The organism is Mesorhizobium sp. M0028 (genome assembly GCF_040323855.1).
GTDB lineage: Bacteria > Pseudomonadota > Alphaproteobacteria > Rhizobiales > Rhizobiaceae > Mesorhizobium.
The window spans coordinates 24,006-50,343 of the sequence record NZ_JAMYVG010000032.1; the positions used below are offsets into that span (position 1 = coordinate 24,006).

Consider the following 26,338-nt stretch of genomic DNA (forward strand, 5'->3'; position numbering starts at 1 on the left):
CCCGCCTGGAATCGCTGGCTGCGGAGCGACGAGCCCTTGAAGCAAGACTTGTCGAGCTTGATCAGCCACAGGCACTGCTCCCCTTGGCGGACCTGTCCGCGCCTTTCGCCGAAGCCGCGCCGGTCACCAATGCGTCAACGGCGGTAGACAAAATTGCTCTGTTCCGCCGCCTATTTGCTGGCCGATCGGACGTGCATCCGGTCCGCTGGGAAAACAGGAAGGCGGGGCGGTCGGGCTATGCGCCGGCCTGCGCCAATGAGTGGGTGAAGGGAATCTGCGGCAAGCCGCGGGTAAAATGTGGCGAATGTCCACGTCAGGCCTTCATTCCGGTCTCCGACGACGTAATTGAAAACCATCTGCGTGGCGCGACCGGGTCGCGACGCGGCTCCGAGAACTTCGTTGCCGGGGTCTACCCGCTGCTGCTCGACGAAACCTGCTGGTTCCTGGCGGCTGATTTCGACGGCGAGAGTTGGTCCGCGGATGCAATCGCCATGATGGAAACTTGCGATGCCAAGGGCATTGATTCCGCGCTCGAGCGGTCGCGGTCCGGCAATGGCGGGCATCTCTGGATTTTCTTCTCCGAACCGATCCCGGCGCGCACCGCGCGACAGCTCGGCTCCCTCCTCGTGACCGAGACCATGGAGCGACGCCCGGAAATCGGCGTTGCTTCTTACGACCGCTTCTTTCCAAGCCAGGACACCATGCCTATTGGCGGATTCGGGAACCTCATCGCCCTTCCGCTGCAGCGGCGCGCGCGGGAACAGGGCAACAGCGTCTTTGTCGATCGAGATCTGCGTCCCTATGCCGACCAGTGGGCGTTCCTGTCGTCATTGCCGCTTCTGCCCGCCGACGCGGTGAGCCGCTTGGTAGACGAGGCGGAGATGCGGGGCCGCGTGCTCGGCGTGCGATTGCCGGTCGAGGACGAAGCAGCGGATGAGCCCTGGCGGATGACGCCTTCCAGGCGTGCTCCGATCGTAGTCACCGAGCCGCTGCCAGACCGAATCAAGATCGTGCTCGCGGATCAGGCCTATGTCGAACGCACCGGCCTGCCCGCCACCATGGTGGCGCGGCTCATTCGGTTGGCTGCTTTCCAGAATCCGGAGTTCTATCGCGCCCAGGCCATGCGCCTGTCGACCTTCGGCAAACCCCGGATCATTTCCTGCGCGGAGGTGCATCCGAGTCATGTCGGCCTGCCGCGCGGCTGTCTGGACGAGGTGATCGGCCTGATCCGGAATCACGGCGGTGACGTCGACCTGGAGGATCGCCGGGAATCGGGAGCTTCGCTTCCCGAAGGCACACGGTTTCTCGGCGCGCTGAGGGGCAGGCAGGTCGAAGCCAATGAAGCGCTGGCGGCGCGCGACTTTGGCGTGCTAGCTGCCGCCACGGCATTCGGCAAGACGGTCGTCACCGCGGCACTGATCGCGCAGCGCGCCCGCAACACGCTGATCCTCGTGCACCGCCGAGAACTGCTCGCCCAGTGGGTCGAACGTCTGAAAGCCTTCCTCGCAATTGACCCGCAGCATATCGGCGTCATTGGCGGCGGGCGCCGCAAACCGACAGGCATTATCGACATCGCGCTTATCCAGAGCCTTGTCCGGCGCGGCGAAGTTTCGGATCTGGTGGCCGACTACGGCCATCTCGTCGTAGACGAGTGCCATCATCTGTCCGCAGCAAGCTTCGAGCTGGTGGCGCGGCGCGCCAAGGCGAAATACGTCCTCGGCCTGTCGGCGACTGTCGCGCGCAAGGACGGGCACCATCCGATCATCTTCATGCAATGCGGACCGGTCCGGTATCGCGCGAGTGCGCGCCACCAGGCAATCGAAAGCACATTGAGCCACCGTGTCCTGGAACGATCGACCACATTCCAGCTTCCGCTTTCCCTTGCGAACATGGAACGCCCCTCGATGCCAGCAATCTATGCCGCGCTTGCTGTGGACGAGCCCCGCAACGATCTGATCTTCGACGACGTGCTGAAGGCGCTGGAAGCGGGGCGGTCGCCGGTCGTGCTGACCGAACGGCGGGATCATCTCGAACGCTTGCAGGCGCGATTTGCCAAGTTTGCTCGCAATCTCGTGGTCCTGCGCGGCGGCATGAAGGCTGCGGACCGCAATGCGGCCGAGGCTGCCCTTCGCGTATCGGACGATCAGGAACGGCTCATTCTGGCGACAGGCCGCTATCTCGGAGAAGGCTTTGACGACCATCGGCTCGACACGCTGTTCCTGACCATGCCGATCTCGTGGAAGGGGACGCTCGCCCAGTATGTCGGGCGCCTGCATCGCGAACATCAGGGCAAGTCCGACGTTCTCGTCTATGATTATGTCGACGGGGCCGTGCAGGTTCTGGCGCGTATGGCCGCGAAGCGGCGGACCGGATATCGGACCCTTGGCTACCGTCTGGAATAGCGTCGGTCAGGGTCTATCGACGATGTTGCCGCGTTCGTGCGACGATATGGCGGTTTGGCTCTCCAAGGCCGTCCGGCCATGCCTATGCGCCCGGGCGCAACGCTTGGAGCAGCGGCTTGAGCTTGTGCTTGCGCCGGTGTTTTTCGATAAGCTTGTCGATTCTTTCGATCCAGTCGTCGAACCGGCCCGCCGCATCATAGGCGAGCACCGCCTTTTCCAGCCACTGCGCCGCCAGTTCGTAGAATCCGGCCTGGCCCGAATCCATGACGTTGACGGCCATGCGCTCGCAGACATCGATGACCCAGTCGGGATGGCTGGCGTGCGCCGCCTCGGCGAGGCGCATAAGAACCGTATTGGACGGATTGCGCAAAACGTTCTCGACGTCGACGGACCGCACCGCCTCGTCGATCCTGCCTTCGTTCAGGAAAATCTCGGTCCGGTCGTGAGCGTGTTTCGCCGCCGCCAGCTTCGCGAGAAGGCGGGCGCGCATCGCCGTCCATTCCGGTCCGGCCAGGGTCTCGGCCGCCCGAAAATCATCGAGCGACAGACTGTGCTCGAAAGCGGCGCCCGCCGCCGTCAATGCGGGTTCTCTCCTGGCCAGCGCGGCGGCGCAATCGCGCAGCCAGCGCGCGAGACCGACAATCCCATAGGAGCGGTCCTCTTCCGCCTTCAGCGTCAGACCCCATTCGGCCAGTTCCAGCGCCTCGTCGATCTGTCCCGCCTCCTTCAAGACCTGTGAGAGCAGCAGAACCTCTTCGGCGGAGCGAAACTGTTTCCGGGCATAAGCGGCAGCTTCCGCGACACGTGCCAGCCGCACGAGCATCGCGGCATGATCGCCATGCCGTCCCGCCGCTCTGGCGAGGTTGAGAAATTCCTCCGCCCGCCCGCCGATATCGAGCACCCGCAGCCGGGCTTCCGTCAGCCGCTCCATGATCCAGTCGCCCAGGCCCGAGAGCGGCCAGGTTCGTCCCCGGCCGGCCATCACGTCCGCAAGACCGATCTCATCCCAGCCCTGTTCGAGCGCATCGATCGCGACCTGCAGATGGTCGTCGAGGCCGTAGCCGTCGAGTTCGCCCTGCCAGACATCGAGCCGCGCCATCAGGTCGTCGCGTTCGCCAGGTGCGAGATCGCTCATCAGGACCGCCTCGGCGATCAGTTGGCCGAGCACGGGAAAAAACTCGTGCAGCGTTTCGTCCCAGTCGGCCTGTTCGAGCCATGCGGGCACCAGGGCCTCGGTGACCGGCTCCAAAATGGCGAGGGCGTTGCGACCGTCACCCGCCTCGAGGAAAGGCCTCGCCTTGTCGATCAGCGCCGCGACGCCGTCCTCGTCGATCGCGGGGACATCGTCGCTCCAGCCGCGTCTTCGGGAATTGCGCCCCGACAGCAGCGCCTCAGCCTGCCGTCTGATCGGTTTCGGATCGACGGCGGTGCGACGCGCACCCGCCAAAAATCCGTCCGGCGCGCCGACGGCCAGTTCCGCCTCGAGCCAGAGCACCAAGCCCGGATCCTCCTCGGCCCGGCTGATCAGCAGCGCCGCCAGCGCCGCCCGATCGAGGTCCCGGAGCATGTCCGCGAGCGGAAGCCTTTCCACGACCTCGCCCGGCTTGGCAACAAACTTCAGGAGCACGGCGACGACATGCTTGCAGGCGCCGCCCCAGTCGTAGGGGCAGGAGCAGCGTGTCTCGATCACGCCGCGCGTGTCGGCGACGCCGCCATCGCGGAGCCTGACCGACACGACGTAAGGCGCGAATTCGCTGCCTTCGACCTGCGCGGTCAGGACATCGCCGCGGCGCACGAGTTCGGAAACAGCCCCGCTGCGAAAGTAGCTTTTGCCGCGCGCGAAGGATTCCTCGGTGGCGAGGGCACGGATCGTGTCTTCCCCGAATGGCGGTGGCGTCATGGCAGCCCCTGCTCCTCCGCCTCTGCGTCTTCGCTGACAATGCCGAGCGCGCCGGACAAGTCGGCGAGCAGTTTTGCCTTGTCGAGCAGGCCGGCGTCCTCGAGCTTCTCCATGTCGGGGAGATCGCGCAGCGTCTCGAAGCTGAAGTGGGACAGGAAGGTCTTCGTCGTCACATAGGTGTAGGGCGCCCCCGGCTGCGGCGCGCGCGGTCCGGAAGCAATGAAGCCGGCGCCGCGCAGATTGCCAATGAGGTCGCGGCTGATCTCGCGGCCGAAAAAACCGGACAGCTCGGCGCGGGTGATCGGCTGGAAATACGCCACCGTCATCAGCACCAGCGCTTCCGATTGCGACAGGTCGACGGTCTGTTCGCTGACGCCCGAAGCGGCGCGGATAGCGTCTGAAAAAGCCGGCCGGGTGCGGTGCTGCCAGCCGTCGGCGACCGCCACTAGATCGTAGGGTCGGCCGCGCAGTTCGGCGCGGATGTCGTCGATCAGAAGATCGAGATTGCAGTCGCGGCCCACCATCCGCGCAAGAACCTCCCGCGACACCGGCTGGTGGGAAGCGAAAATGACGGCCTCGACCCGCCCCATCCATTCACGCCACCGAACCTCCGGCGGCAGGTGGTCGAGATCTCGGTCAAGCAACAGTCGTTGCCCATCCCCATTTCCTCGGCGAGCCTTCGTCGGACGCGCCGCCATCATCACAGCCCGTAGATGCGAAAGGTGGCGCGGCCGGACAGTTCGCGCACCGCGCCGAGACCGGTCAGCCGCTCGAACAGGCGCCGCGCGCCCCATCGCGACAGATGGGGCGTCTGCAGCGAGCCGGGCACGGCGTCCTCGTCGAGAAGCAACCTGATCGCCTCCCCCGCCCCTTTCGCCCTGAGCTTGGGCGCCGCCGCGGCAAGCCGGGCGGCGTTCCGGGCGATGTCGGCGGCCAGCCGGCAGGCCTCCACCGAGGCTTGCGCGACCGCGAGGCAGACCGCCCGCTCGAACTTTTGCTCCCCCGGCCGTATTTTTGCGCCTCGTGCGCCCTCGGTGCGAAAGGCTGACGAATGCACCTGCGCCATCAGGAGCGGCACCGGCCGCGGCCAGCGCAATCTTTGCGCCAGCGACAGGTCGGCGAGCCACCAGCCCAAAAACGCCGCCTCCGGCCGCGCGGCGTGGACGTGCCCGGCGATGGCGGCGGCCATGAACGGCGCCGGCGGCGCGGACCGCAGCAGATCGTCCATGCGTTCGGGGATGGTCGCCAGCGCGCCATCCCAGCGGACCCCGAGCAAGTCGCAGATTCCGCGCAGGCCGTCGGCGTCGACCGCCGGCGAGCGTGAGGCCAGTCGTTTCCATGCCACAAAAATGGCGCCGGAGGGGCCGGGATCGTCGCCTGGGCTGCGCAGATGCCAGGCGTCGCGCAGCGCCGCCTCGTCCTCGGCGCGGCCGGCGAGGCGCACGGCGGCCGCGGCGCATTTCAACGCCTGGCGCTGGCGCCAGGCGCCGGCCCAGGGCGGTGCCGCGCGCACCAGAGTGTCGAGCGCATGCAACGCCGCGCCGGCCATGAACGCCGCCTCCGCATCGCTTGTCACCGACCCGCGCTGGGTCGCCCAGCCGGGCACGGTGGGCGGCTCGCAGGTCGATGCAATCGGCGACATGGCGGGACGAATCATGGCGTGGACGATAACGCCATCGTGCGCTTTTCGCTAGCGATCCGGTGCAAAGCGCACAGCCTGTCGCAACGCTTTTATGTCCGATAAGCTTGCCTTATCGGACGTATTCTGATAGCCTCCCAAATCATGCAAAATCCCCCGGAAAACAGGGCCATAACCGACGAACCGACCCACGACGATTTGCCCGACATCGTCGACCTTGTGCTGGAAATGGGCTCCTCACCCCCCGCCTCGCGGGCGCCGGCGCGTCTGGAAGCCCTCGTCGAGACCGCGACGGCCTACGCCAAGGCGGCCAGCTCCGACAACACGAGAGACGCTTACGCCAAGGATTGGCGGCATTTCACCAGCTGGTGCCGCCGGGAGGGATTCGATCCGATGCCGCCGTCGAGCCAGGTCATCGGCCTCTATATTGGCGCCTGCGCCGCCGGGGATCCGAGACGCGGCCTCCCCCCACTTTCTGTCGCGACGATCGAGCGGCGCCTCTCCGGTCTTGCCTGGAACTTTACCCAGCGCGGCGTGCCAATGGATCGCGCCGATCGGCATATTGCCACCGTGCTCGCCGGCATTCGCCGCAAGCACGCAAAGCCACCGCGGCAAAAAGAGGCCGTGCTCGGCGACGATCTCATCGCCATGATCGCGACGCTCGGCCATGATCTGCGCGGCCTGCGCGACCGCGCTATTTTGCTGCTTGGCTTCGCCGGCGGGCTGCGGCGCTCGGAAATCGTCGGCCTCGACGTCGCGCGCGACGACCATCTCGATGGCAACCACAGCGACGGCGCCGGCTGGATCGAGATTTTTCCTGACCAGGGCGTCCTGGTGACGCTGCGCGGCAAGACCGGCTGGCGCGAGGTCGAGGTCGGCCGCGGCGCCTCCGACCAGACCTGCCCCGTCGCTGCCCTCGAGAGCTGGATCCGCTTCGGCCGCATCGCGAGAGGCCCGCTCTTCCGGCGCATCTTCAAGGACAACAAGACCGTCGACGTCGAGCGGCTCTCCGACAAGCATGTCGCGCGCCTGGTCAAGCAGACCGCACTCGCCGCCGGCGTCCGCTCGGATCTTCCGGAAGGGGAACGGAAACTGCTGTTCTCAGGACATTCGCTGCGCGCCGGCCTTGCCTCCTCGGCCGACATCGAGGAGCGTTACGTCCAGAAGCAGCTTGGCCACGCCTCGGCCGAGATGACGCGCAAATATCAGCGGCGGCGGGATCGGTTCCGCGTCAATCTCACCAAGGCGTCTGGGCTCTGAAAGCCCCTCCCCCGCTTGAAGCCGGCTGCCGGCGTTGGTCAGGATGATGTCGCTGGCGACAGCACCTCTTCGAGCAGGGCTGTTGCAGTGGCAAGGCTATCAGCAGCCATCTCCTCGTAGTCTGGCATGATCATGAGCTGTGCAATCGTCCGTCTGACGAACTCCGGATTCAGCTCTGCAAGCCGCTCCCTTGTTCGAGCGACACGATCCGGAAATGCCCGGAGGGCTCCGACAACGCCGGCTCGATGCGATCGCGCGGCGGCTGCGATATCGAAGATGTCCCGCGGTCTGGGCTCCGCGCCTCGGTAATAAACCTTCTTGGCAATGATCTCGGGAATGGTCTCAAGCCATACCGAACGACCTTCTACCTCTCGCTTTTCGAAAGGTGTCCCGGTCAAGGCCCCGGCCACGATGAAGTCAATCTCGCCCAAGCCCTCGAACGCGAATTTCTGAAACCTCGTCCCGTCGCCGTCATATGCGGCAGGACCCGTGCTGAAGCTCAGTTGGCTCTTGGATGGGTCAATGAAGCCGAGTAGCTGAGGGTCGTCGAGGAAGATATCGACGTCGTGGCTTTCGCGATGGTTGATGTGGATCATCATCGCCGTGCCGCCGCCAAACGACCATTCGAATTCAAAACCTCCGGCCTTCTCCCGGAGCTGGTCGATCAGATCGGCAGCAATGGCGAAAAGCCGCCGCCATTCGGACGGACGACGGCTATGGACCTCGATCATCAGGCAGCGAGTTGATAGCTCTCGCCGGACCAGGCAGAGAAATGGGCCGCGAAAGCCTTCAGATCATCAACCGCTATCTGGTGCGCGGCGGCGAACTCCATCTGCTGCTCGACCGGTACTTCTCCAAGGAAGGCACTGACCTGCCCAGGATACTGCTTCGCCAGATCTAGATCCGAAAGACAATGAGCCAGCGCCACCCCGTCGAGCTGTTCGCTGTAGGGCGCGTTCACTGTCGTCAGAACCAAGGCCAGATGCTCACTCATAGTCATGCAAAATAGTCAATTCGTGGATGGGGCACAAGCTGCGAGACTCGGGCACTGCAAATGGCTCGCGAGACTCACAATCGTCCTTCCGTCGACCACAGTGACGCCTGAGCGGCCATGCGCGCGTAAACGGACGAGCTACAGACGCGCGCGGGATCGAGCGGCATTCGGCCAGCTGCGAACTGATCTTCGGAAGCACGACTCCGGCACGTCTCGCCCTTACGAAGCCGCAGGGCGAGATCGGCGGTGGCGCGATCGGTTCCGCGTCGACCTCACCAAAGGCTCTGAAGGTCCCCTCCCCGCGCTTGAAGCCGTAAGGTGTAAACGGCGGTACTGAACTTCAGCTTACGACTTCAATTGAAATCGGGAAATAAAAGCGACAGTCACAGGCGATATCTTCGGCAAGAAAGCTCACTATCGATAATGACCTCATATCGGGACTGTACAGCACCACGCCCTGGGGCGGTCAGGAGGCTAGAAATGGTTGATTTTCAGCCTCATCGAAGCCGTAGGAGCTACCCAAAGGGCCACTAGAGACGTTTACAAACGATCGTTTGTTGATATCTTCGGTGTTTGTACAAACGCCCTTTCCTAAGCTGAGAGACGCCGCAAATGGCCCGTGAAGCGCAAGATCGACGCTCCGGACGACCACAGGGCCGACAAATCGGGTACGCGCGCGTGTCGACGGACGAACAAGCGACGGAAGCGCAGGAAATTGAGCTGCGGTCGGCTGGCTGCGACGTGGTCGTTCAGGAACATGGATCCGGGGCGTCAAGAGCTCGCCCTGCCCTACTGCGGTTGATGAGCGATATCGGCGCCGGCGATGTCCTGGTCGTGGTGCGCCTCGATCGCCTCGCGCGCTCGGTAAGCCATCTTCTTCAGGTGATCGAGGATCTGACTGAGAAGGGCGCGCATTTCCGATCTCTCCGAGATCCGATCGACACGTCGACGCCACAGGGCATGTTTTCGCTACAGGTACTCGGCGCCGTTGCCCAACTCGAGCGTGCGCTGATTTCAGAGCGGACCAAGGCCGGCATTATCGCTGCACGATCGAAGGGGCGGCTGCCAGGCAATCCTGGTATCCGGGAGCGCAGGCCCGAAGCCCTGGCGAAGATGACAGCGGTACAAAAGGCAGCCTATGGCCGACGGCTACAATCAACGATGAACCAGTGGCTTCCGACGGTCCGCCGGATGCGACCCGACCACAACTGGGACGACATCGTTCGGGTCTTGAAGCAGCGCGGCCTCGACTGGACGCCTGAACGACTGCGGCGGGCAGTGAGGTGGCTCGTCACAGAGCACCTGGCCGACTCCACACTGCTAAAGCGGGCGTCTCCTCTGTCTCCCGAAGATCGCCTGATGACTCTCGTGGCAGGGATTTCGCAGTCTAACCCAAACCTGTCGCTCCGCGACATCGCTGGCCAGCTCGAGCGTCTGCATGAGCGAACCCCACGAGGAAGCGCAAAATGGTCTGCCTCCTCAGTCAAGAACCTGCTCGATCGAGCCCGACGGCTTGGACTCGTCGCCGAACTACCTGCGAACTGACCGCCATCCCGCTGCAGAACAGTCCTCAGTTTACGGTCTGTGGCTGACGCTCAACGTTCCCGAGCCGCTTGTACGCGGCCCAGGCATCAGCTGGAACGGCGCTGCCGGCCCGCGCCAGCCAAGCCGCACGATCGGATTCGGTAAGCGAATTCCACCACACCATCCCGGCGGTTTCATCGGGCGTCGGTTGCGGGTCATGTTCTTTTCTCATACCTTCGATGCTCGCATAAGACGCTCGTCCCGACAAGCGCCGCAGCGACCCGCCCAAGCTCATAAAGCGGATCGAAACCCGCCCACCTCATCATGATCCGCGCCCCGGCTTGTCGAGGCTGCGGCGCAACGCATTGCTGATTTCCAGCCGGGATTCGGTGCGCACGACCTTGCCCGCCATCTCCAAATCGACGGCAGCGGCTTCAGCTCCGGTTCCGGTCATTTTCGACGCGTCAAGCTTGGCCCGCAACAAGGCCATCACCATCGGCCAGACCGAGAACTTTCCGACCTTTGCTCGATCTGTCAGGCTGCGCAAATAGCCGCCGGCGCTGTTGATCTGGTCCTGCCGCTGGTAGATCGCGGCAATGGAAATTGCCGCCTGCTGCTCACCCATTGCCGTTCGCGCTTCCTCCCAGGCGCTCGGGCTGACGCCCATGGACGGTCGGGCAACCTCGGCCGCGGCCAGAAATTCACGCCAGTTGCGGATTCCGCCGCCGCCCTTCACCAGCCAAAGCATGTTCGGGCAGGCATCCAGCACGATCCCTAGCGGCAGTTCGCGTTTCGGTAGGCTCCGTACGTTGTCGGTGTCCGCAACGTTTCCGCCCGCTTCATCTTTATTTCCTGAGCCGCTTTCAGATTCAAATTTAGAGTCTGGTTTTGAATTCTGTATGTGGCGCCCATTTTGGGACTCATTGGCGTCCACTTTCTGTGTTTTTACAAATGATTCCAATGCTTCACGCACTTCAGCCCAAAGGCCTTCAAGTTCTTCGGCAATCACCTCGAGAGTCTGCCTAGGTGCAGTGCGTGGTATCTGACCAACAATCGCCTGGTAGGCCTGCTGGACCCTGCCCCAGTTCGCCGGAACGCCTTCCTCAATCCCCGCGTCGATCATCTTGACGATGTCACGGCGGCATATGGTTAGCCGCTCCTTAACGAGACGAAAGGCCTTCTTCTCAGATCTGACCGCTTCCGCAAGATCCTTGAACTCCTCAGCGCGCGCCACGATCGGCGAGATGTCAAAGCCATAGGCTTGCTCGATCTCGCCCGCCTGCCCTTTCCGGGCGAAGCGCTTGCCGTTTGGGCTGTCCCGACGGATGATCAATCCACACTCGACCAGAACGGCCAGGTGTCGCCGTAAGGTCGTTGGGGGCATGCCATTGGCGCGGCGGATCAGCTGCTCGTTGGATGGCCATACAACCAGTTCACTGTCGCCATAAAGTGCCGTGTCCGGATGGAACGACAACAGCGCGTCGAGAATAGCCAAAGCGCGATCAGTGGCGCCCAGAGCGATCCTGGCATCCTTGATATCTTGGAAGACATGCCATTTGTGGACGATCGCGTCCTTCGGCACGGCCCTTGCGGTGACTTGGCTTGAAATCATGCCAAGCGTCATCGGCCGCCGCCCAAAGGGCGTCGTCGCAATATTCGTCTCCATTTTCTTTCACCCTCGATTAGGCAAAAGAAACCTGCTCGCCAAAACGACGCCAATGACTCTTGACAGTGATTCGTGGAGATGCGATTCTCAGAGTGCTTAGTTCAGAGAGAGGCTTCCACGGCTTGCCGTTCGGGGGCCTTTTTCTTTTGCGGTTTTCAGACTCCTTGTTTCGTGATGGACTTCCGAAAGGCCTCAAACAGGTCGTCCAGTTGTCCGGCGATAAACGCTGCGAAACGCGATCCTTCAGCCTCTCCCACCGCAATCATGGTAGTTTTTCCGTTGTCTTTGAGGCTGACGCTGACTGTTTTGTCTGGAGCAGCCCAGGATTTCATAGCAATCTTGGGCTTTGATGGCTTGGCCGGACCCGCAGGTTCTTTGATCGCATTATGATCCGATGGAAGCGTCTCAAGCAGAATAATGAATCTGTCGTCGGACGTTGCCTCGCGGAATTTGTTTTTGCGAATAAGATCGAAAGCTTTTGCGGGTGAGCCGTCTATGGAATAGCGGTTCGAGAATTCCTGCCATCGTCCTCGACCAATCCCGGGAGCTTTACCAATCGATTGCAGTATCTCCTTGTCGACCGATGAGGCGATTTTGATCATCTCGGAGACATGCGATTTTCCTGTCGACAGCGAAGCGCAGATGGTGTCCCGTTTGTATCCCGCTTCCTGCTGCGCAAGCGCAAAAGCGCACTTCTCAATGTATGAAAGATCCTCTCGAGCGGTGTTTTCTTCGCCTTGGAAAATGACTGCTTGTTCATCAGTTAACTCGCGGACGGCCGCTTTGAATCCGATCCCAAGCTGCTTAGCTGCCGCTAATCTTCTGCGACCATAGACGATTTGAAACTCGCCATCCTTGCCTTGTACTGGCCGAACCAGTCCAGGCACAATCTGACCGCGCTCCCGCATGGATTCAGTGATCTCAGCAATGGCGGAAATCTCGTAGGCGTCATCATATCGATCGGTAATAGACGACGGCCGTATTTTGTCGGGATCGAGTTCAATGATCTGTTCGCCTGACTTCAGTAACTTGTCGGCGATATCGCTACGCTCTTGCATTTGGCGAACACCAGCCGCCACCTTCATCAGGTGCGGCGATGACGTGCGGCGGCTGACGCCCTCCTCCGAATTGTCCTCCCCGAGTTGCCCCAAAACAGCAGCAAACATGCCCTTAGAATCTTTACGGCTCACTGTTCACGCCTCCATGCCATTGTGATGAGGCTTTCTATTTCCGCGTTCGCGGCATTGATCGATTCGATTGCACGATCATAAGTTTTAGGTGCCGAAAACCTCGATCGTTGCACTTCATAGAGGCTCTGCTTCCAAGTGAGAGCGTCCGCAACCGCAGTGGATTTGGAGACTGAATTCAGAAGTAAATCCTCGCCAAACACTTGGCGCATTAGGGCCTGCATGTTGGCTTGCGGGTGGTCGTTGGCCTCAAACTTTGTGATGAGGAATTTGGCGAAATCCCAACGTGCGCCTGCACCAGCCTCATCCAGGATTTGCATATAAGATGCGGCCAGCTCCAAAAACTTCCCTGTGGAGTCGACATCGAGCATGTGCGCTGGAACTGGGATTAGGACTCCGGTAGCGGCAGTGAGCGACGAAAGTGTCAGGAAATTGAGTGACGGCGCACAGTCGAGAAGGACGATGTCGTAGTTATCGACGATCTGTTCGAGCGCCTGTGACACTCGAAGCAGAAAACTGGTTCCACCGCTCTTGCGCATCTCAAGGGTGACGGCCGTCTCGAATTCTGTCAGCTCAAGACCGGCGCAGATGACGTCGAATCCGATGATATGCGTCTGATGAATAATCTTTTCCGTTGGCACCGGATCATCAAACCGAATCGCTGAGTAAAGGGTGTCACCTTCTCGGTAGTCAAATCCGGGTAACGCTCCTTGCAGACTTGTCAACGACGCCTGGGGATCCATGTCGACTGCGAGAACGCGATATCCACGTAGTGCCAACCAATGACCCAAGTGAATAGTGGTCGCTGTCTTGGACGATCCACCTTTGAAGTTCGTGATCGCGATGATCTGGCAATCCTCGCCTTTAACACGACGAGGATTGATCCATTTCTTCCGTGCCTTTTCCGCCAGGTGCATCCGAAGGTCCAGCACCTGCTCCACAGAATATAAGCGCTTTCCGGTGGTCGTTGTCTCTGGCTCAGGCCCCTGCCCTTTTAAGGAGACCTGCCGTATGTAAGCTTCAGTCACTCCTAGCAATGCTGCCACTTCCGTCGAAGTGAATTTGCGCATCGTACGAATCGCATCTGGAGGATACTGAGCCAGCGAAAGATTGTTGAGTGCCTTCTCGAGTTTCGTCGAAAAGGTATTCATGAACTGAAGGCTACTTAGATGCCGCGTCACCCAGATTCTCCTCTTGCACCCAGCGCCTATTGATAGCGACTGTGGTTAACAAGCTGTTAACGCCACGCCAACTACGCCAACTTTTCGAATTACGCGGTTTTTCCGTTACTGGAGGTATGCCCGATTCGGAGAATTCGAGCAAATGGACACAGGGCAGTTCCCAGCTGGGAACTTTTCGCTATCGCTGGCTTCCCTGTGCCGTCAAAGTTGCGCATCAGGCATTGAAAAAGACAGCTATGAAGTTGGTTACGCAGCATGGGGGCACGGGCGGGCCCCGTTGCCCGTTTTGTTCTCGTAGATAGTCGACGTTGGTGTACCGGTTGGCCTCTGGCTTCCGCGTACGGCCGCGAGCGACCTACAAAAGCGCAGGTAGGTTTCGGCGCATGGAGAGATACCCCCTCCCCCCACTTTGGCGCGGCGGCGAAATTCCCGTTGTGACGGAGGCACTGAGCTCGCGCAGTCCTAGGGAAGTCACCATCCTTTGCGTCGGGGACGATGGGTTGTGTTTGTAATGCAGCCATGCCGCGCCGCTTCCGATGTCACTTCGGTGAACGCCCCCAGGCAGACAAGTTAGACGCCCCACGGCCCCTACCCTGCAACGAGGCATTCCTTCCGGGCCGAGCGACTCTCGCGAATGGCAACTCAGCGGCTAGGATCTATCGCCAGGCGTCCCACGCGATTTGACAGCAATCAGCACCGTTTGGCACGTGGGCGTCCTGTCCACGCGCACTTTCCTCCAGCGTCGAGCAAGAGGCTCCTGCAGTCGCCAGGCAACTTCCCTCGGGGGCTAGTCCAAGTGTCGGCGAAGGATCCTGGAGAACTCATCGAGAAGCAACTTCTCGCACAACCCGTATTTTGAGTTCCCAGCTGGGAACAGCTCTTCAAGTTGGAGGCTTGCGCCCGCACCAATAAACCTTAGAAACCCATCAACTTGATGGTTGGATCTGTGGCGCCGGGGTGGATTGGCGCATCCAGAGGCACCTGCGGCTGGGGGGCGTACCGCACTCTACAATCCTGACGCCTTAGTTAGATTGACGCGGAAGCGATCGCGCCGGCGCTGGTATTTGCGTGTCATCTCTGCCGAGGCGTGACCAAGCTGCTTCTGCACGTAGCGCTCGTCAACCTCGGCAGAGGAGGCGAGGCCAGCGCGCAGCGAATGGCCGGAAAACTTTTGGCCGCGCTCGCCCTCGGAAAGATCACCGCGCACGCCGGCGGCCAAGGCCGCGCGTTTGACCAGCCGCGCCACCTCCTGATCGTTGAGCCGCTCGGCGCCCACAGCTTTGCCCTGCCCCGTGACGCGGCGGAAGAGGGGGCCATGCGCGATGCGGGCCAGCTTCAGCCAGGTCTGCAGGGCGACGACCGGGCAGGTGGCATCGGACGAGCCGCGGCCAATCTCGACCTCGCGCCAGCCGGTCTTGCCTCGCAGCGTAACCAGCACGCCCTTGTCCGGGAAAAATTCAATCCAGCCGCAGCCGTCCTCGGTTTGATCGCGCGCAACATCGAGGCCCACGATTTCGGAGCGGCGCAAGCCGCCGGCGAAGCCCAAAAGCAACATGGCGCGGCCGCGCAGACCGCGCAGCGTGCCACGATCGAGCGTTTCCAGCATGGCGACAAGATCGTCGCGCAGGATGGCTTCCTTTTGACGGGGAGGGGAGGCGTGTTTATTGCGGATGCCGGCGAGCACGGTGGCGATATGCCGGTCCTTCCGGTCGAGCGGTTGACCGCGTTGCGTATAGTTCCAGGTCAGCGACGACAGGCGGCGCTCAATGGTCGACACAGACTTTTTGTCCCGTTCCGATCCTGAGGCCTGGGCCGTGATGTAGAGGCCGACGACTTGTGGATCTGGCGGCAGCGGATCAAACGCCTGGCGCCGGCACCAGGCGCAAAAATGCTTCCAGTCGGCGGCATAGGCGCGACGGGTGTTTGCCGAACTCGCCGCCTCGACGTAATCGCGCGCGCGGTCGGCCAGCTTTTCGAGATGGGCAGGCAGTGATGCTCGTCGCGAGTCGAGGACCTGCGTGGGAGGAGCGGGAGCCTCATCCGGATGCCCCATTTCCATGACGACGTCGACAATGTCAGGCAGGTCGCTGGTGTCGACCGCGTCGATGGGCGTCATGAAATTACGGGGACTGCCCATCGAAACTCTCGATCATTTGAATGTCACAGTGGTGCGATTCTGAGAGCCCCAACGTGCGACCAAAGCGCCCAATTGTCCACCGCGAGGTGCTTGACCAGTAGCTCCCGAGATTTGCGCCGGTCGCGTACGACCACACGCTGGGTCGTGCTTTAGCATGACCGGGCGACGGACCATGTCCGATCCAGTGTTGACCCTCCTAGGGCCCTCTTTCTCAGTGCCGATCCTTGCCTTCATGTTCAACATCCCTTATGTTTCGTTCAACAGGAGAATCCAGGATGAGCGTACGTGGCGCAACGGCAGCCGAAAGCGAGGAGCGGATCGCCCACACCCGGAACCGTCTGGTGCTTGAGCAGGCGAGGGCGGTCGGCCTTCTCGGCGCGGCCAAGAACACACGCCTTTCCGGGAGGGTGCCGTCGGAATTGATCGAGGCGGCAAAAAAGCGCGCTCATGTGACCTCCGACACTGAACTGCTGGAGCTCGCCTTGTCGCGGCTGGCCCTCGAGGACGATTTTGGCGCCCAGCTCGTCCGCCGCAAGGGCAGCATCTCCGCAGACATTGATCTTGGCGTTTGATCTCGGGAGCGCACTGCGTTCCCTCAAACCACAGCGGCGTGCCGGCGGGCTGGAACGGCGGCCGGATTCCGCTCTGTCCTGGGCAGGGGACCAGCCGCCTGTCGGCGGTGCATTGCTTCTCGACACGAGCGTCTATCTGGATGTCCTTCAGGGGCGCACGCCCAAAGTGGTCGATGACCTTCTGATCTATAGGCTCTGTCAGCACTCGGCCGTCTGCCTTGCCGAGCTCAGCCACCTGTTCGGCCGGCTCGACCCAGCGCACCCCACGACGAAGTCGGTCCTGAAAGTGGTTGCAGGCACGATTGAAGACATTCCAGTGCACCGGCTGCATGCACCCGACGCCACCGCCTGGGGACGCGCCGGCATGCTTGCCGGCCTGCTGTTCCGGCTGAGCCGTCTGCCGAAAGGGGAGGGCCATGAACGCCGCTTCCTCAACGATGCGCTGATCTTTCACCAGGCCGGTCTGCTGGGCGCGACGGTCCTGACCGGCAATGTTGGGGATTTCGATTACCTCAACCAGCTTGTTCCGTCGGTGCGTGTGATCTTCTACCGGCCGGTGACAGACTTGCGCCCGCAGGGTTGAAAGCGTCTGTGGCAGATGCCCGTGCACCGTGATCGTCCAACCTCCTTTAATGACCACCAGTCTTCAAAAAGGTCGCTGACACTCTCCTGCGACCGTTGAACCGCGGGCGACAGCGGCCATTTCTAACGTAATGACAGACACGAACGATAAGGCATTATCGTTCGTCATTGTGCAACGACAGGCTGTGCGTTTGAGCCCTCGAATGATGGCGTAAAGCGCACGCCCAGTTTACCATGTCAGACATGATTCGAGCCGACCCCTCACCTGTTAGCGCTCCTCTGCCGCCGCGTGTGCCGGGCTGGGCGCTGCCAGACGGGCCAGTTTCGAGCGATGCCGATGCCGCGTTTTGGGCTGGGGCAGCCTTGACTTCGCTCGATAATCTGGTGCGTTCGGAGCCGCCCTGGGCCGGTGCCTGGCGGCAGGGGCGGGCCTTGAAATGCGCCGCCGCCGTTCGGCTGGCCGGCCGCAGCGAGGACGAGGCCGCCCTGCGCGATGCCTGGTATATGCGTCCCCCCGACACCGATCCTGGACCTGCCGGCGCTGTTTTGGGCGCCTGGCGACAACTGGCGTTGCGGCCGCCGGTGGTCAATGCCGCGAGACTGGCCGAAGTGGTCGCGCTGCTCGGCTTGCGCTGGGACGATGCCTTTGCCGATCTTCCCGAGGTGATCGACAATCTTGCCCGTTCCGGGCGACCGGCGCCGTTCGCTGCCGGGGCAATCGCCGGCTACGTGGTCGCAATGCGGTCGGAGGCCGAAACGCTGGCCTGGTGGTGTGCCGATCTGGTCTTGGCGCAAAAGCTGCGCTGGTCGCGGCCCGTGCCAATGTTGGTGGCGCAGGCGTTTGCTCCGGCCTTCCATGCTGAAGGCGGACGCGGCAAACGGATCCGGCCTGGAGGGGAAGGGTTTGAGCGGGCAGTATGCGTGGCGCTGGCGCAGGGCGCGGCGGATGCCTGCCGGGTCGCCGGCGAAATTTCTCGGCGGGCTGAGCGGCTTATGGCGGTGGCGCCTAAGCTCCGCGCCAAAGGCGCAGGTGAGGCGATCGCAAAACTGCTCGACAATGATGCCGTCTCCGGCTCGCTCGTGACCAAAAACCTGTCGCGGTTCGGGTCACGGCGGCTGTTCGACCGGTTGATAGAATTCGAGGCAGTGCGTGAATTGTCGGGACGGCCGACCTTCCGGCTGTATGGGCTCTAGCGATGGCCGACCAAACGGCCCAGAGAAAAGAAAATGCCCAGCCATCGCTGCTCGACACTGAGTTGGAACACCTGCCGGCGGAGTTGCGCTGGCGCGAATGGATGGGTCGCGTCGAAGCGGTGATTTTTGCGGCCAACACGCCGGTGATGCGCGAGACGCTGGCGCGGGTCGTCGGAAGAAGCTGCAACATCGACCTGGTTATCGACGACATTCGCGAAGAATTGCGCGGCCGGCCCTATGAACTGGTGTCGGTCGCCGGCGGTTGGCAGCACCGGACCAGGAGGGTCTACTCCGATGCAATTCGAGCTGCCACGGGGCAGGGTACGGATGGCGGGCCGGGGTCAAAACCCCTGTCGCAGTCCGAGGCGCTGATCTTGATGTGCATTGCGTATTTCCAGCCGATCACCCGGGCCGAGCTGTCGAGCTTCTTCGGCAAGGAGATCTCGCGCGACCTGATCGGCGTGCTGCGATCGCAGGATTTTATCGCTTCGGGTCCGCGCTCGCCGCAACCTGGCGCGCCCTATACTTATGTGACGACGAAAACTTTTCTCTCGCAGTTCGGGCTCGACACGCTGCGCCAGCTACCGGATTTCGAGGCGCTTGAGGACGCAGGGCTGCTGTCGAAGGAGAAGCTGCTGGCCGGCGATATTCCAGCCGGGCTGGCGAGCGGGGAGGGCGACGGCGAGGACGATGTCGTTGGGGACCAAGCGCCGTGACGGGGGACGTCGTCGCGTTGCGATCCCAGAGACGGTCGATAACTCAGCACCAGGACGACTGGTCGTGCGGCAACCGTTGATCGGGATCGTGAACCGCGACATGGTCGCTGTCGACAAGATTGGCCGGAAAGATCACCAGATTGGTGCCGCCGGCGTGACGCAGCGACGGAACAGGATGCCGCGAAGTCCGGCGGTGATGACCAGATCCGCGAGCTTCCACGATGGCGGGATCTTCTTGTCGATGCGAGCGACCTGGCGCCAGGCACAATCCCACTCCTTCCACGGGCCGTCCCAGATGTCCGGGTCGAAACCCTGCGAAAGGTCGGCTACCTCGGCGAGCGTGATCTTGTAAGCGGCAAGGGTGGCGGGCGGGGTGATGCTGGCTCCCTGCTTGTATTCATCAAGCGCCGTCTGGGTCGCACGCGACAGATAAAGTGCTTCGATGCCTGGCCGGTTGAAACGACCGCCGTCCATCGCTGCGCCTGCACCGCTGGTGGGCAGGAAAGCCCATTTGGGAGTCAGATAGCGATGGAAGATTTCGTCTGGACCGATGCGGGTGATCCTCACCCGCGCGCACCATTCTCGAGATCCCGGATAAAGGCCAGAACCGCCTCGACCTGGCCGCCCGCGACGAGCTCGGCTGCGGTACGATGGCCATAGTCGGCGATCGGTTCATTGCGGTACCAAAAGATCGCCTTGTTGACGTCGCCGGTGAGTTCCGTCGCCGCCGAGATCACTTTCACCATCTCGCGCATCCGGCCCTGCAGGCGCTCCGATGAGGGATTGCGGAGCGTGTTGCGGTGGACACCGGTCAGCTGGGCCAAGTTGGCCACCTTCACGCCCAGCGCCTGCGACAGGCGCTTCGGCGAGATATAAGGCGTGCGCGGCTCCTGCAGGCTATCGACAAAGCCGGAAATCACCGTGGAATGTGCGAGCTGTGCGTGGGCCATGACAAATCTCCGACCTCTCATATGCACAATATATGCACATTCCGATGCATAGCAAGTGGACGGAGGCATCGTCTTGTCCCCAACATGGAGCTGACCGGTTCGGTTGCTCCCGGCGGCATGCGTAGCGCCGGCACCGATTCCACCGCACAGGCATCCGATGCCCAGGACGAAAGGATTGCACGCTTCTCCTGGACGTCCAGCGTCGCGTCAGTCAGCACGTCCTGAGGTCGCTCGAAATGCCGTGCTGGATGGAGCAACCGGTCAAGAAAAACATCAGGACCCTCGGGCCCGATTGGGGGAAAACTCGTCGAAATGGCTCCTTCCATCGATGGTCCTCCGCTTTGAATAGTCTCCTTTGTTGATGTCATCTTTGGTGGCTCTCGCGATTTTCACCAGCCGAAATTTTGGAGAGTTTCGAGCAAATTTCAATGGCCCGACAAGGCCAAATCCTCGCAGTTCAGCCCACGATCAACATTTTTTCGAACCGGTGAAACAATCGGCGTGAATGTCAGTTGTTGCGTCTGGGAAAAGTCGCGCGGCAGCGCCAGGGCGGTCGGGCAGGAGAATCAATCATGTCTTACATTGCCAGGAAGCGACTGAGCATGGGCCTCGTCGCAGGAATCTTGATGCTCTCGGCTGGCGGCTTTGCTCCGGTTTCAGCACAGGAAATCCCGAACGACTTCAGCGCAATCCTGCGTCAGAAGCTGCCGGCCGTGGTCGCGATCACGACGAGGCAGATCATCCAGGACCAAACGATGCTCGACGATTTTCTCAACCCCTTCGACAGCCGCGGGCCTGCCCAGCCGCAGGTGCGAGAAGCTCTCGGCTCCGGCTTCGTGGTCAGTCCGGAGGGCTACATCGTCACCAACAATCATGTCGTGGCCGACTCCACCGAAATCCACGTCGTATTCTCCGATAAGGAGACTTCGCGCGCGCGACTTGTGGGCCGCGATCCAGCAACCGACATCGCGGTGCTGAAGGTCGATCCACGCCCCAACATGACGACCACCGCCTGGGGTGACTCTGACGCAATGCAGCCGGGTGCCTGGACGATCGCGATTGGCAGTCCCTTCGGGCTCGGGGGAACCGTGACCGTCGGCGTTCTTTCCGCCCGCTCGCGCGACATCCAGGCCGGCCCTTACGACGATTTCCTCCAGACAGACGCCTCGATCAACAGAGGCAATTCCGGCGGCCCGCTGTTTAACGCGCGCGGCGAAGTGATCGGCGTCAACACGGCCATCGTCTCGCCATCGGGCGGCAGCATCGGCATCGGTTTCGCCGTGCCGTCCCGAACTGCACGAAGCGTCGCCGATCAGCTGATCCGTACCGGCCGGATTGACCGCGGCTTCATCGGAGTGCGTCTCCAGGAGGTGACGCCGTCGCTTGCCCAAGCGCTTGGGATATCGAGCACCAAGGGAGCGCTGGTCGCCTCGGTCGAGCCCGGCAGTCCGGCGGAGAAGGCCGGCCTACAATCGGGCGATGTAATCACCCGGTTCAGCGGCAAGGACATCCAGGGCGTCCATGACTTGACACTGGCGGCAGCGAACGAAAAGCCAGGGTCGAAAGCGACGCTGACAAGGAACCGCGGCGGCTCCCAGCAGGAGGTGGAGCTGACCGTCGGCCAACGCAAGGACGAGGAGGTGCAGACCGGTGCCGTTCCGAGTCCGGAAGCGGCGGACCAACGCCTCGGGCTGTCGCTCAGCACCATTCCGGACGAAGCGCGCCAGCAACTCGGTCTGCAGCCGGGTACCACCGGCGTGTTTATCCAGGAAGTGGCGCCGAATAGCCCCGCCGCCGAGAACGGCCTTCGACCTGGCGACGTGATTGTCTCGGCCAACAACCGGGATGTGGCACAGCCGTCAGATATCCAGGAGGAGTGGGCAAGATCCCGGCAGCAGCACAAGCCCATTCTGTTGCGCATAAACAGGCAAGGACAATCGCTCTTCATTGCCCTAGCTGCTTCCTGACGTAGCGTGCGTCGAAACCAAAAATGTGGCAAAGTTTCCGTTCCGTATCCGAAAGAACGGAATCAGGTCGCCGGAGCCCAAACATCACTCCAGCCGCCTCCTCCCATCTCGCGCGCGGCAAAAAGCAGCCAGCCGGCCGTGGCTCCCATCATCGTCCGCACTTGAGCAGCTCGTGCCGAGCCCGTGTCAATTTTGACGCACTCCGTTCCTATATAGCGTGATAGAAGACCTTCGCCGCGTTGGCGATGATGAAGACCGGCCTTGCCGGAACCGCGCAGCGAGCGCCCTTCCCGAAGACGCCATATGACCACATCTCGCACGGTCATTGTTGAGACGGCAGCGTCAAAGTTCGCCGCATCAGTTGCAACGAGTTCTGGAAAATCAGGCCGGACTTGATGCCAGCGAATGATAACGTCAGGTCGGCTCGCCGTGTTCTGCATCGCTCGTTGTCGATGGGTGGCGATCATAATCGATGGGCGGGGCAACATAACTTCGGCCTCGGCTCTGCCGAACTCCCTGCCGATTTGGAATGCCGCTGAAAGCTGTCTCATGAACGGAGGGCTGCACGTATTTTGGAGGCATCGTTGGATCTTCCCGCTTTCATTTAGTCGACAATAGCTGGTCCGCTTGGAACGGCAGTCCGTCACCGTTCAAAAGCCACCCGTCGAGGCGGCCCTTTCATTAGGAACCCCTCCACATGACCAAACCCACCCCAACGCGCCGCGGCGCCAACACCGACGTGCGTGCGACCGTGAAGCGGCAGCACCTGCAGGTTCAACACTGGCTTTCGCAGGCGATGCCGTCTTTGTCGCGGTCTAGCTTGCGGCCCCAAGAGCAGTTGGCTGGGTACCAACTTGCTTCATCGCACGAGCTGATTTGGGAACAGGTGCGCCGCGGCTCGCATGAATAGCCGCTTTGTGCGACCTGATGGCGGTTGATTAAGCCAAGCGGCTGGTTAGAAAGCGGCCGGTTGTCGGCATGCGCTAGACGCCACACCCAAGGCGCCTGAAAAGTTCCGGCCCACAGACCGAGCTTTGCCGCCTCTGCCTTCGCCTGCTGCCCCGCATAGGCGCCGTGGCTGTAGAGGGGCCAGTCCAGTGCCAAGCCCTGCTCGACAAGCCAGCGCTGAACGCTACGACCGCCCGCCCGATCGCAGTTCCCGACAAGACGCCCGTACCGATCACGATCGACAAAACTGCAATGCAGCGGTCGCGAAGCTGCCAGGAACTTGTCCAAGGCTTGGGCAGCGCGGCGCCCGCATGGGTAGTCAAAGCCCTTGGCGTCGTCGCAGTGCTGACGGCTCTCGGGCGCGTCGATGCCATTGAAACGAATCCTTTGGCCTGCAATCTCTACTGTGTCGCCATCGATCACCGAGGCGCGGCCTTCCATGTGGCCAGGCAATGGTTCTGTCCAGTTTGTTATCGTGCTCTGTTGGCCGGCGGTGCTCTGGATCGCGAATTGGGTGACTGCGGCGGCAAGCGTGCCGGCGCCGAGGAAGATCAGCCCCAAGAGGGGTCGCGGCAGCCGCCGTAACGGCATTCTTCTGCCGGCGCGCCTTCGCCAGCGGTCAGCCTGATTGGCGCCTTGATAACGGTGGCCTTTGCCCACGCCCGCTCTCCCGGAAGAGAGAATGCCGCCATTCCGGGCGAGAGTCCAGAAGCTGCACTAGCCGGTCGGCAACTGGTCAACGCGGGGGGCACCGGCTCAGCCTTTCAACCGTCTCAACTATGGCCTTCGCAAGCGGGCATCAAGGTCCGCGTGAAGCACCTCCGGGGCGAGGAAGACCTTCGGCACGCCTCGCTGCAGGATTTTTGGGATGAAGACTAGAACGCCGTTTGTGTCTCCAAGACGCGACAACGCAAAGTTCACCGGCCCGGCCAAGCGCCGACTATTTGACAAGCGCGCAAATGGCGTATGCTGTCAGCGTCCAAGCTGTTGGGGACGTAGCGGCTACATGCGCTTGTGCTACCCACCCTGGAGCTGGGGAAGTAACCGGCAAGCTCCTAGAAATTAGAGCATTTGAATTTGACGCGCTGGCACCGCCACCTATGACGACTTTTGGCTTGGGACACCAAGCCTGTGCGGATTTGTCTGGGCTTGTATCACTCGCGCTTGCATACTGGGTGATTTCCCAACCGCCGACGCCGTCCTTCCCCGCCGGACCCTCAGCCCCCATTGCACCTCTAGGTCCCTGCTTGCCGGGAAGACCTTGTGGACCGACAGGCCCTTGGGGCCCTGGGGGGCCTGCCGTTGTGCAACCTGCAAGGAGGGCGACGCATCCTAGAGCGGTAATAATTCTCATGACCACCTTCCCGGTTTCCCGGTGAGTTGACGACAAAAAACATTCGCCAAATCAACCGAATGTACCACCACGCGATTGTCGTGGATAGGAACGCGATCGGCGGCTAACGGAACGTCGCATATGCGCCGTGACGACGGGCGGCCAGCAATCGTAGCGTAGAGTGTTGACGCGCCTTCCTTGCCGTTGAAGCTCTCGATGAAGCCGTATCCGGCATGATGTTCTTGGTGCCATCGTTTGTTCGGTACGTCAGGTTCGTTAAGCTTGGCGCATCCGGGCCACGGGGCACCGGGAGCACGCAAGTGCGGGCAGGCCGGCGTATGCAGATGAACTGCGAGTTCGAGCACATTATCTGGCCGCCCCTACGACTCGCCCGGATGCGCTGCGAGTGCGGATCCGTATTTGTCGTGTTGCCCGCTCGCTCCCTGTTCGTGACCAACGATGGAGGGAACCGTGCGTATTATCGGCATGGACATACACCGCGTAACCGCCGAGGTCGTGTCGTTGCTTGATGGCGAGATCGTCAAGCTCGGCCGCGTTCAAATGCTGCGCAATAAGCTCGAGGAGTTCGCCAGGAAGGAACTCACCCACGATGATCATGTGGTGATCGAGGCGACAGGCAATGCTGCTGCCGTCGCTGAAGTGCTGTCGCCCTACGTCCATCGGATCGTGATCGCCAATCCCAAGCAGGTGCACATGATCGCGCACGCGAAGGTGAAGACTGACACGATCGACGCACTGTCCTTGCGAAGCTCTACGCCTCGGGCTTTCTGCCGGAGGTCTGGGTTCCGGATCCGGGGACCCTTGCCCTCCGAAGACAGGTCACCAGGCGGACACAGCTGGTTCGCCAGCGTTCGCGGCTGAAGAACCTGATCCAGTCAATCCTCCACGCCCACCTGATCCCGCCGTGTCCGCATGGGAACCTCGTCGGGATCAGCGGGCGCAAATGGCTGACGAGGCAAATATTGCCTGCGGATGAGCGCGCCGCCATCGAGCGCCACCTCGGCTTGATTAACCAGATCAACGAGACGTTGACGGTGGTCGAGGCGGATATAGCCGTACATGCCCTTCAGGATCCGACAATCCGCCGCCTGATGACGTTGCCCGGCCTCGACGTCACCGTGGCTGCGAGCGTTGCCGCGGCAATCGGCGACATACGGCGCTTCAGCGATCCACAGAAGCTCGTTGACTATCTTGGCCTCAATCCGAGCGTGCGGCAGTCCGGTGAGGGGCCAGCCTATGACGGGCGCATCACGAAGCAGGGCCGCGGCCATGCGCGGGGGATGCTGGTCGAGGCGGCATGGGCGGCTGTGCGATCGCCAGGACCTCTTCGCGCCTCCCACAAGCGGATCGCCTCGCGCCGCGGGAAGCACATCGCGGCCGTCGCCACTGCGCGCAAGCTTGCAATGATCATCTGGCACATGCTGAGCAAGGATACCGCAAAAAAGCCTCGGCGCTGGGTCGTTGCGCCGAGGCTTTGGGCACGTACAAGCTACACCAACATGTCCGTTTATAAACGTGCGCTAATAATGTAAAAAACGGTGAACCACGCACAGGCGGAAGGGCGCACGCTCAAAGCTGGGGTGAAGCGGCAATATCAGTCATGACAAGTTGCGCGCCCTGATTGTTCCACCTGGCTTTCGACCGAACGAGGGGACGAGGATGTCGGCTGTGTTGATTTGGCAAGATGATGTACTCCGTCACCGCTCATGCCGATGAAGGGAGGCTTGAACCGCAAATCTCGAAATGTCTAGTGATGGCCACTGGGACCCCGCACATTCGGGGATTCGAAGCTGATTTTCAGGTGGTGCTAAGCAAGGCCGGCAAGGTGGAGACGATCACCGTTATGCTAGGTATGCTCATACATCGCGCTTTGCTCTGAGTGGCGGCCCAGCAGCTTGGGTTAGGGGGGCCGCTGGGCCTGACCAGCGAGCGTTCGGGAATGCTCGACTGGCCGGTTAGTATTTTAGATAAATCTAATATAATCGAACCATGCGAACGAAGTACGCGGCGGTAAGAAAGTGGCTGGCGTCCGATTCACTTACCGCGCGGTTTTGCCTTGGGTTCTGGCGAGCTTTCGGAGGGGTTTGCAGCCAATTTTGCAGATCGCCGATCTGTTACCCACAGGGACTTTTTCCTCGCCACCAATTCGTCACGATCGCCCTCAG

General features: G+C 61.8%; 21 protein-coding genes and 2 pseudogenes. 9 read left to right on the top strand and 14 right to left on the bottom strand.

Features of this window, described 5'->3' with window-relative positions:
* Positions 1-83: 83 nt before the first annotated feature.
* The gene (locus tag NKJ93_RS31720; RefSeq protein ID WP_352549423.1) at positions 84-2,402 is read left to right on the top strand and encodes a TOTE conflict system archaeo-eukaryotic primase domain-containing protein; all 2,319 of its coding nucleotides are present in this window, start codon (positions 84-86) and stop codon (positions 2,400-2,402) included.
* An 82-nt stretch (positions 2,403-2,484) separates the two neighbouring features.
* On the opposite strand, the gene NKJ93_RS31725 is transcribed toward NKJ93_RS31720, so the two are convergent.
* The 3 genes from NKJ93_RS31725 to NKJ93_RS31735 are packed head-to-tail and all read right to left on the bottom strand — an operon-like array spanning position 2,485 to position 5,959.
* A complete protein-coding gene (locus NKJ93_RS31725) occupies positions 2,485-4,302 on the bottom strand; it encodes an SWIM zinc finger family protein (protein ID WP_023722825.1) in 1,818 nt (605 codons plus the stop codon).
* On the bottom strand, positions 4,299-5,000 hold the full coding sequence (gene scpB, locus NKJ93_RS31730; protein ID WP_051409785.1) for an SMC-Scp complex subunit ScpB: 702 nt from the start codon (positions 4,998-5,000) through the stop codon (positions 4,299-4,301). Before scpB (NKJ93_RS31730) ends, NKJ93_RS31725 begins: the two co-directional genes overlap by 4 nt.
* A gap of 2 nt (positions 5,001-5,002) precedes the next feature.
* Positions 5,003-5,959, bottom strand: a complete 957-nt coding sequence (locus tag NKJ93_RS31735) for a DUF1403 family protein (protein WP_352468045.1) — start codon at positions 5,957-5,959, stop codon at positions 5,003-5,005.
* 126 nt (positions 5,960-6,085) lie between these two features.
* Between NKJ93_RS31735 and NKJ93_RS31740 the strand changes: the two genes are divergently transcribed.
* Entirely contained in the window at positions 6,086-7,201 is a 1,116-nt protein-coding gene (locus NKJ93_RS31740; protein WP_023723132.1) for a tyrosine-type recombinase/integrase, read from the top strand.
* Between the two features lie 38 nt (positions 7,202-7,239).
* On the opposite strand, the gene NKJ93_RS31745 is transcribed toward NKJ93_RS31740, so the two are convergent.
* Together NKJ93_RS31745 and NKJ93_RS31750 are read right to left on the bottom strand one after the other, a co-directional pair.
* A complete protein-coding gene (locus tag NKJ93_RS31745) occupies positions 7,240-7,932 on the bottom strand; it encodes a nucleotidyl transferase AbiEii/AbiGii toxin family protein (protein ID WP_023723131.1) in 693 nt (230 codons plus the stop codon).
* Positions 7,932-8,195 (bottom strand): hypothetical protein, encoded by a 264-nt coding sequence (locus NKJ93_RS31750; RefSeq protein WP_084643174.1) that lies wholly within the window; start codon positions 8,193-8,195, stop codon positions 7,932-7,934. The genes NKJ93_RS31745 and NKJ93_RS31750 overlap by 1 nt, the downstream gene beginning before the upstream one ends.
* Before the next feature lie 612 nt (positions 8,196-8,807).
* Here NKJ93_RS31750 and NKJ93_RS31755 point away from each other — a divergent pair.
* On the top strand, positions 8,808-9,740 hold the full coding sequence (locus tag NKJ93_RS31755; protein ID WP_031195486.1) for a recombinase family protein: 933 nt from the start codon (positions 8,808-8,810) through the stop codon (positions 9,738-9,740).
* Between the two features lie 301 nt (positions 9,741-10,041).
* On the opposite strand, the gene repC is transcribed toward NKJ93_RS31755, so the two are convergent.
* The 4 genes from repC to NKJ93_RS31775 all read right to left on the bottom strand — a co-directional run bounded on the left by repC (position 10,042) and on the right by NKJ93_RS31775 (position 15,890).
* Entirely contained in the window at positions 10,042-11,385 is a 1,344-nt protein-coding gene (gene repC / locus NKJ93_RS31760; RefSeq protein ID WP_023723128.1) for a plasmid replication protein RepC, read from the bottom strand.
* Positions 11,386-11,540: 155 nt separating this feature from the next.
* Positions 11,541-12,575: a plasmid partitioning protein RepB gene (gene repB, locus NKJ93_RS31765; RefSeq protein WP_031195483.1), complete on the bottom strand. Its 1,035-nt coding sequence runs from the start codon at positions 12,573-12,575 to the stop codon at positions 11,541-11,543.
* Positions 12,572-13,753 (bottom strand): plasmid partitioning protein RepA, encoded by a 1,182-nt coding sequence (gene repA / locus NKJ93_RS31770; protein ID WP_023749471.1) that lies wholly within the window; start codon positions 13,751-13,753, stop codon positions 12,572-12,574. Before repA ends, repB begins: the two co-directional genes overlap by 4 nt.
* Before the next feature lie 1,006 nt (positions 13,754-14,759).
* Entirely contained in the window at positions 14,760-15,890 is a 1,131-nt protein-coding gene (locus NKJ93_RS31775) for a site-specific integrase (protein WP_051409794.1), read from the bottom strand.
* A 275-nt stretch (positions 15,891-16,165) separates the two neighbouring features.
* Between NKJ93_RS31775 and NKJ93_RS31780 the strand changes: the two genes are divergently transcribed.
* The 4 genes from NKJ93_RS31780 (at position 16,166) to scpB (NKJ93_RS31795) (ending at position 18,954) form a co-directional block, all read left to right on the top strand.
* Positions 16,166-16,462: a hypothetical protein gene (locus NKJ93_RS31780; RefSeq protein ID WP_352468047.1), complete on the top strand. Its 297-nt coding sequence runs from the start codon at positions 16,166-16,168 to the stop codon at positions 16,460-16,462.
* A complete protein-coding gene (locus NKJ93_RS31785; protein ID WP_023723123.1) occupies positions 16,452-17,045 on the top strand; it encodes a type II toxin-antitoxin system VapC family toxin in 594 nt (197 codons plus the stop codon). The genes NKJ93_RS31780 and NKJ93_RS31785 overlap by 11 nt, the downstream gene beginning before the upstream one ends.
* Positions 17,046-17,287: 242 nt before the next feature.
* Entirely contained in the window at positions 17,288-18,238 is a 951-nt protein-coding gene (locus NKJ93_RS31790) for a DUF1403 family protein (protein WP_352516347.1), read from the top strand.
* 2 nt (positions 18,239-18,240) lie between these two features.
* Positions 18,241-18,954, top strand: a complete 714-nt coding sequence (gene scpB, locus NKJ93_RS31795; protein ID WP_352468048.1) for an SMC-Scp complex subunit ScpB — start codon at positions 18,241-18,243, stop codon at positions 18,952-18,954.
* A 132-nt stretch (positions 18,955-19,086) separates the two neighbouring features.
* Here the strand turns inward: scpB (NKJ93_RS31795) and NKJ93_RS31800 are convergent, their stop codons facing one another.
* From NKJ93_RS31800 to NKJ93_RS31810, 3 genes and pseudogenes are all read right to left on the bottom strand, one after another.
* Entirely contained in the window at positions 19,087-19,521 is a 435-nt protein-coding gene (locus NKJ93_RS31800; RefSeq protein ID WP_352516346.1) for an RES family NAD+ phosphorylase, read from the bottom strand.
* Positions 19,518-19,904 (bottom strand): hypothetical protein, encoded by a 387-nt coding sequence (locus NKJ93_RS31805; protein WP_023680933.1) that lies wholly within the window; start codon positions 19,902-19,904, stop codon positions 19,518-19,520. The genes NKJ93_RS31800 and NKJ93_RS31805 overlap by 4 nt, the downstream gene beginning before the upstream one ends.
* 89 nt (positions 19,905-19,993) lie before the next feature.
* Positions 19,994-20,230: pseudogene (locus tag NKJ93_RS31810) on the bottom strand (hypothetical protein); the annotation flags it as partial.
* 246 nt (positions 20,231-20,476) lie between these two features.
* On the opposite strand from NKJ93_RS31810, the gene NKJ93_RS31815 reads away from it, so the two are divergent.
* Complete coding sequence (locus NKJ93_RS31815; protein ID WP_031195538.1) at positions 20,477-21,871, top strand: Do family serine endopeptidase; 1,395 nt, start codon at positions 20,477-20,479, stop codon at positions 21,869-21,871.
* A 62-nt stretch (positions 21,872-21,933) separates the two neighbouring features.
* Here NKJ93_RS31815 and NKJ93_RS31820 read toward each other — a convergent pair whose 3' ends face one another.
* Together NKJ93_RS31820 and NKJ93_RS31825 are read right to left on the bottom strand one after the other, a co-directional pair.
* On the bottom strand, positions 21,934-22,422 hold the full coding sequence (locus tag NKJ93_RS31820) for a hypothetical protein (protein ID WP_156937504.1): 489 nt from the start codon (positions 22,420-22,422) through the stop codon (positions 21,934-21,936).
* Positions 22,423-22,645: 223 nt separating this feature from the next.
* Positions 22,646-23,380: a thermonuclease family protein gene (locus NKJ93_RS31825; RefSeq protein ID WP_352496426.1), complete on the bottom strand. Its 735-nt coding sequence runs from the start codon at positions 23,378-23,380 to the stop codon at positions 22,646-22,648.
* Between the two features lie 1,243 nt (positions 23,381-24,623).
* On the opposite strand from NKJ93_RS31825, the pseudogene NKJ93_RS31830 reads away from it, so the two are divergent.
* Positions 24,624-25,603: pseudogene (locus NKJ93_RS31830) on the top strand (IS110 family RNA-guided transposase); the annotation flags it as partial.
* Between the last annotated feature and the right edge of the window lie 735 nt (positions 25,604-26,338).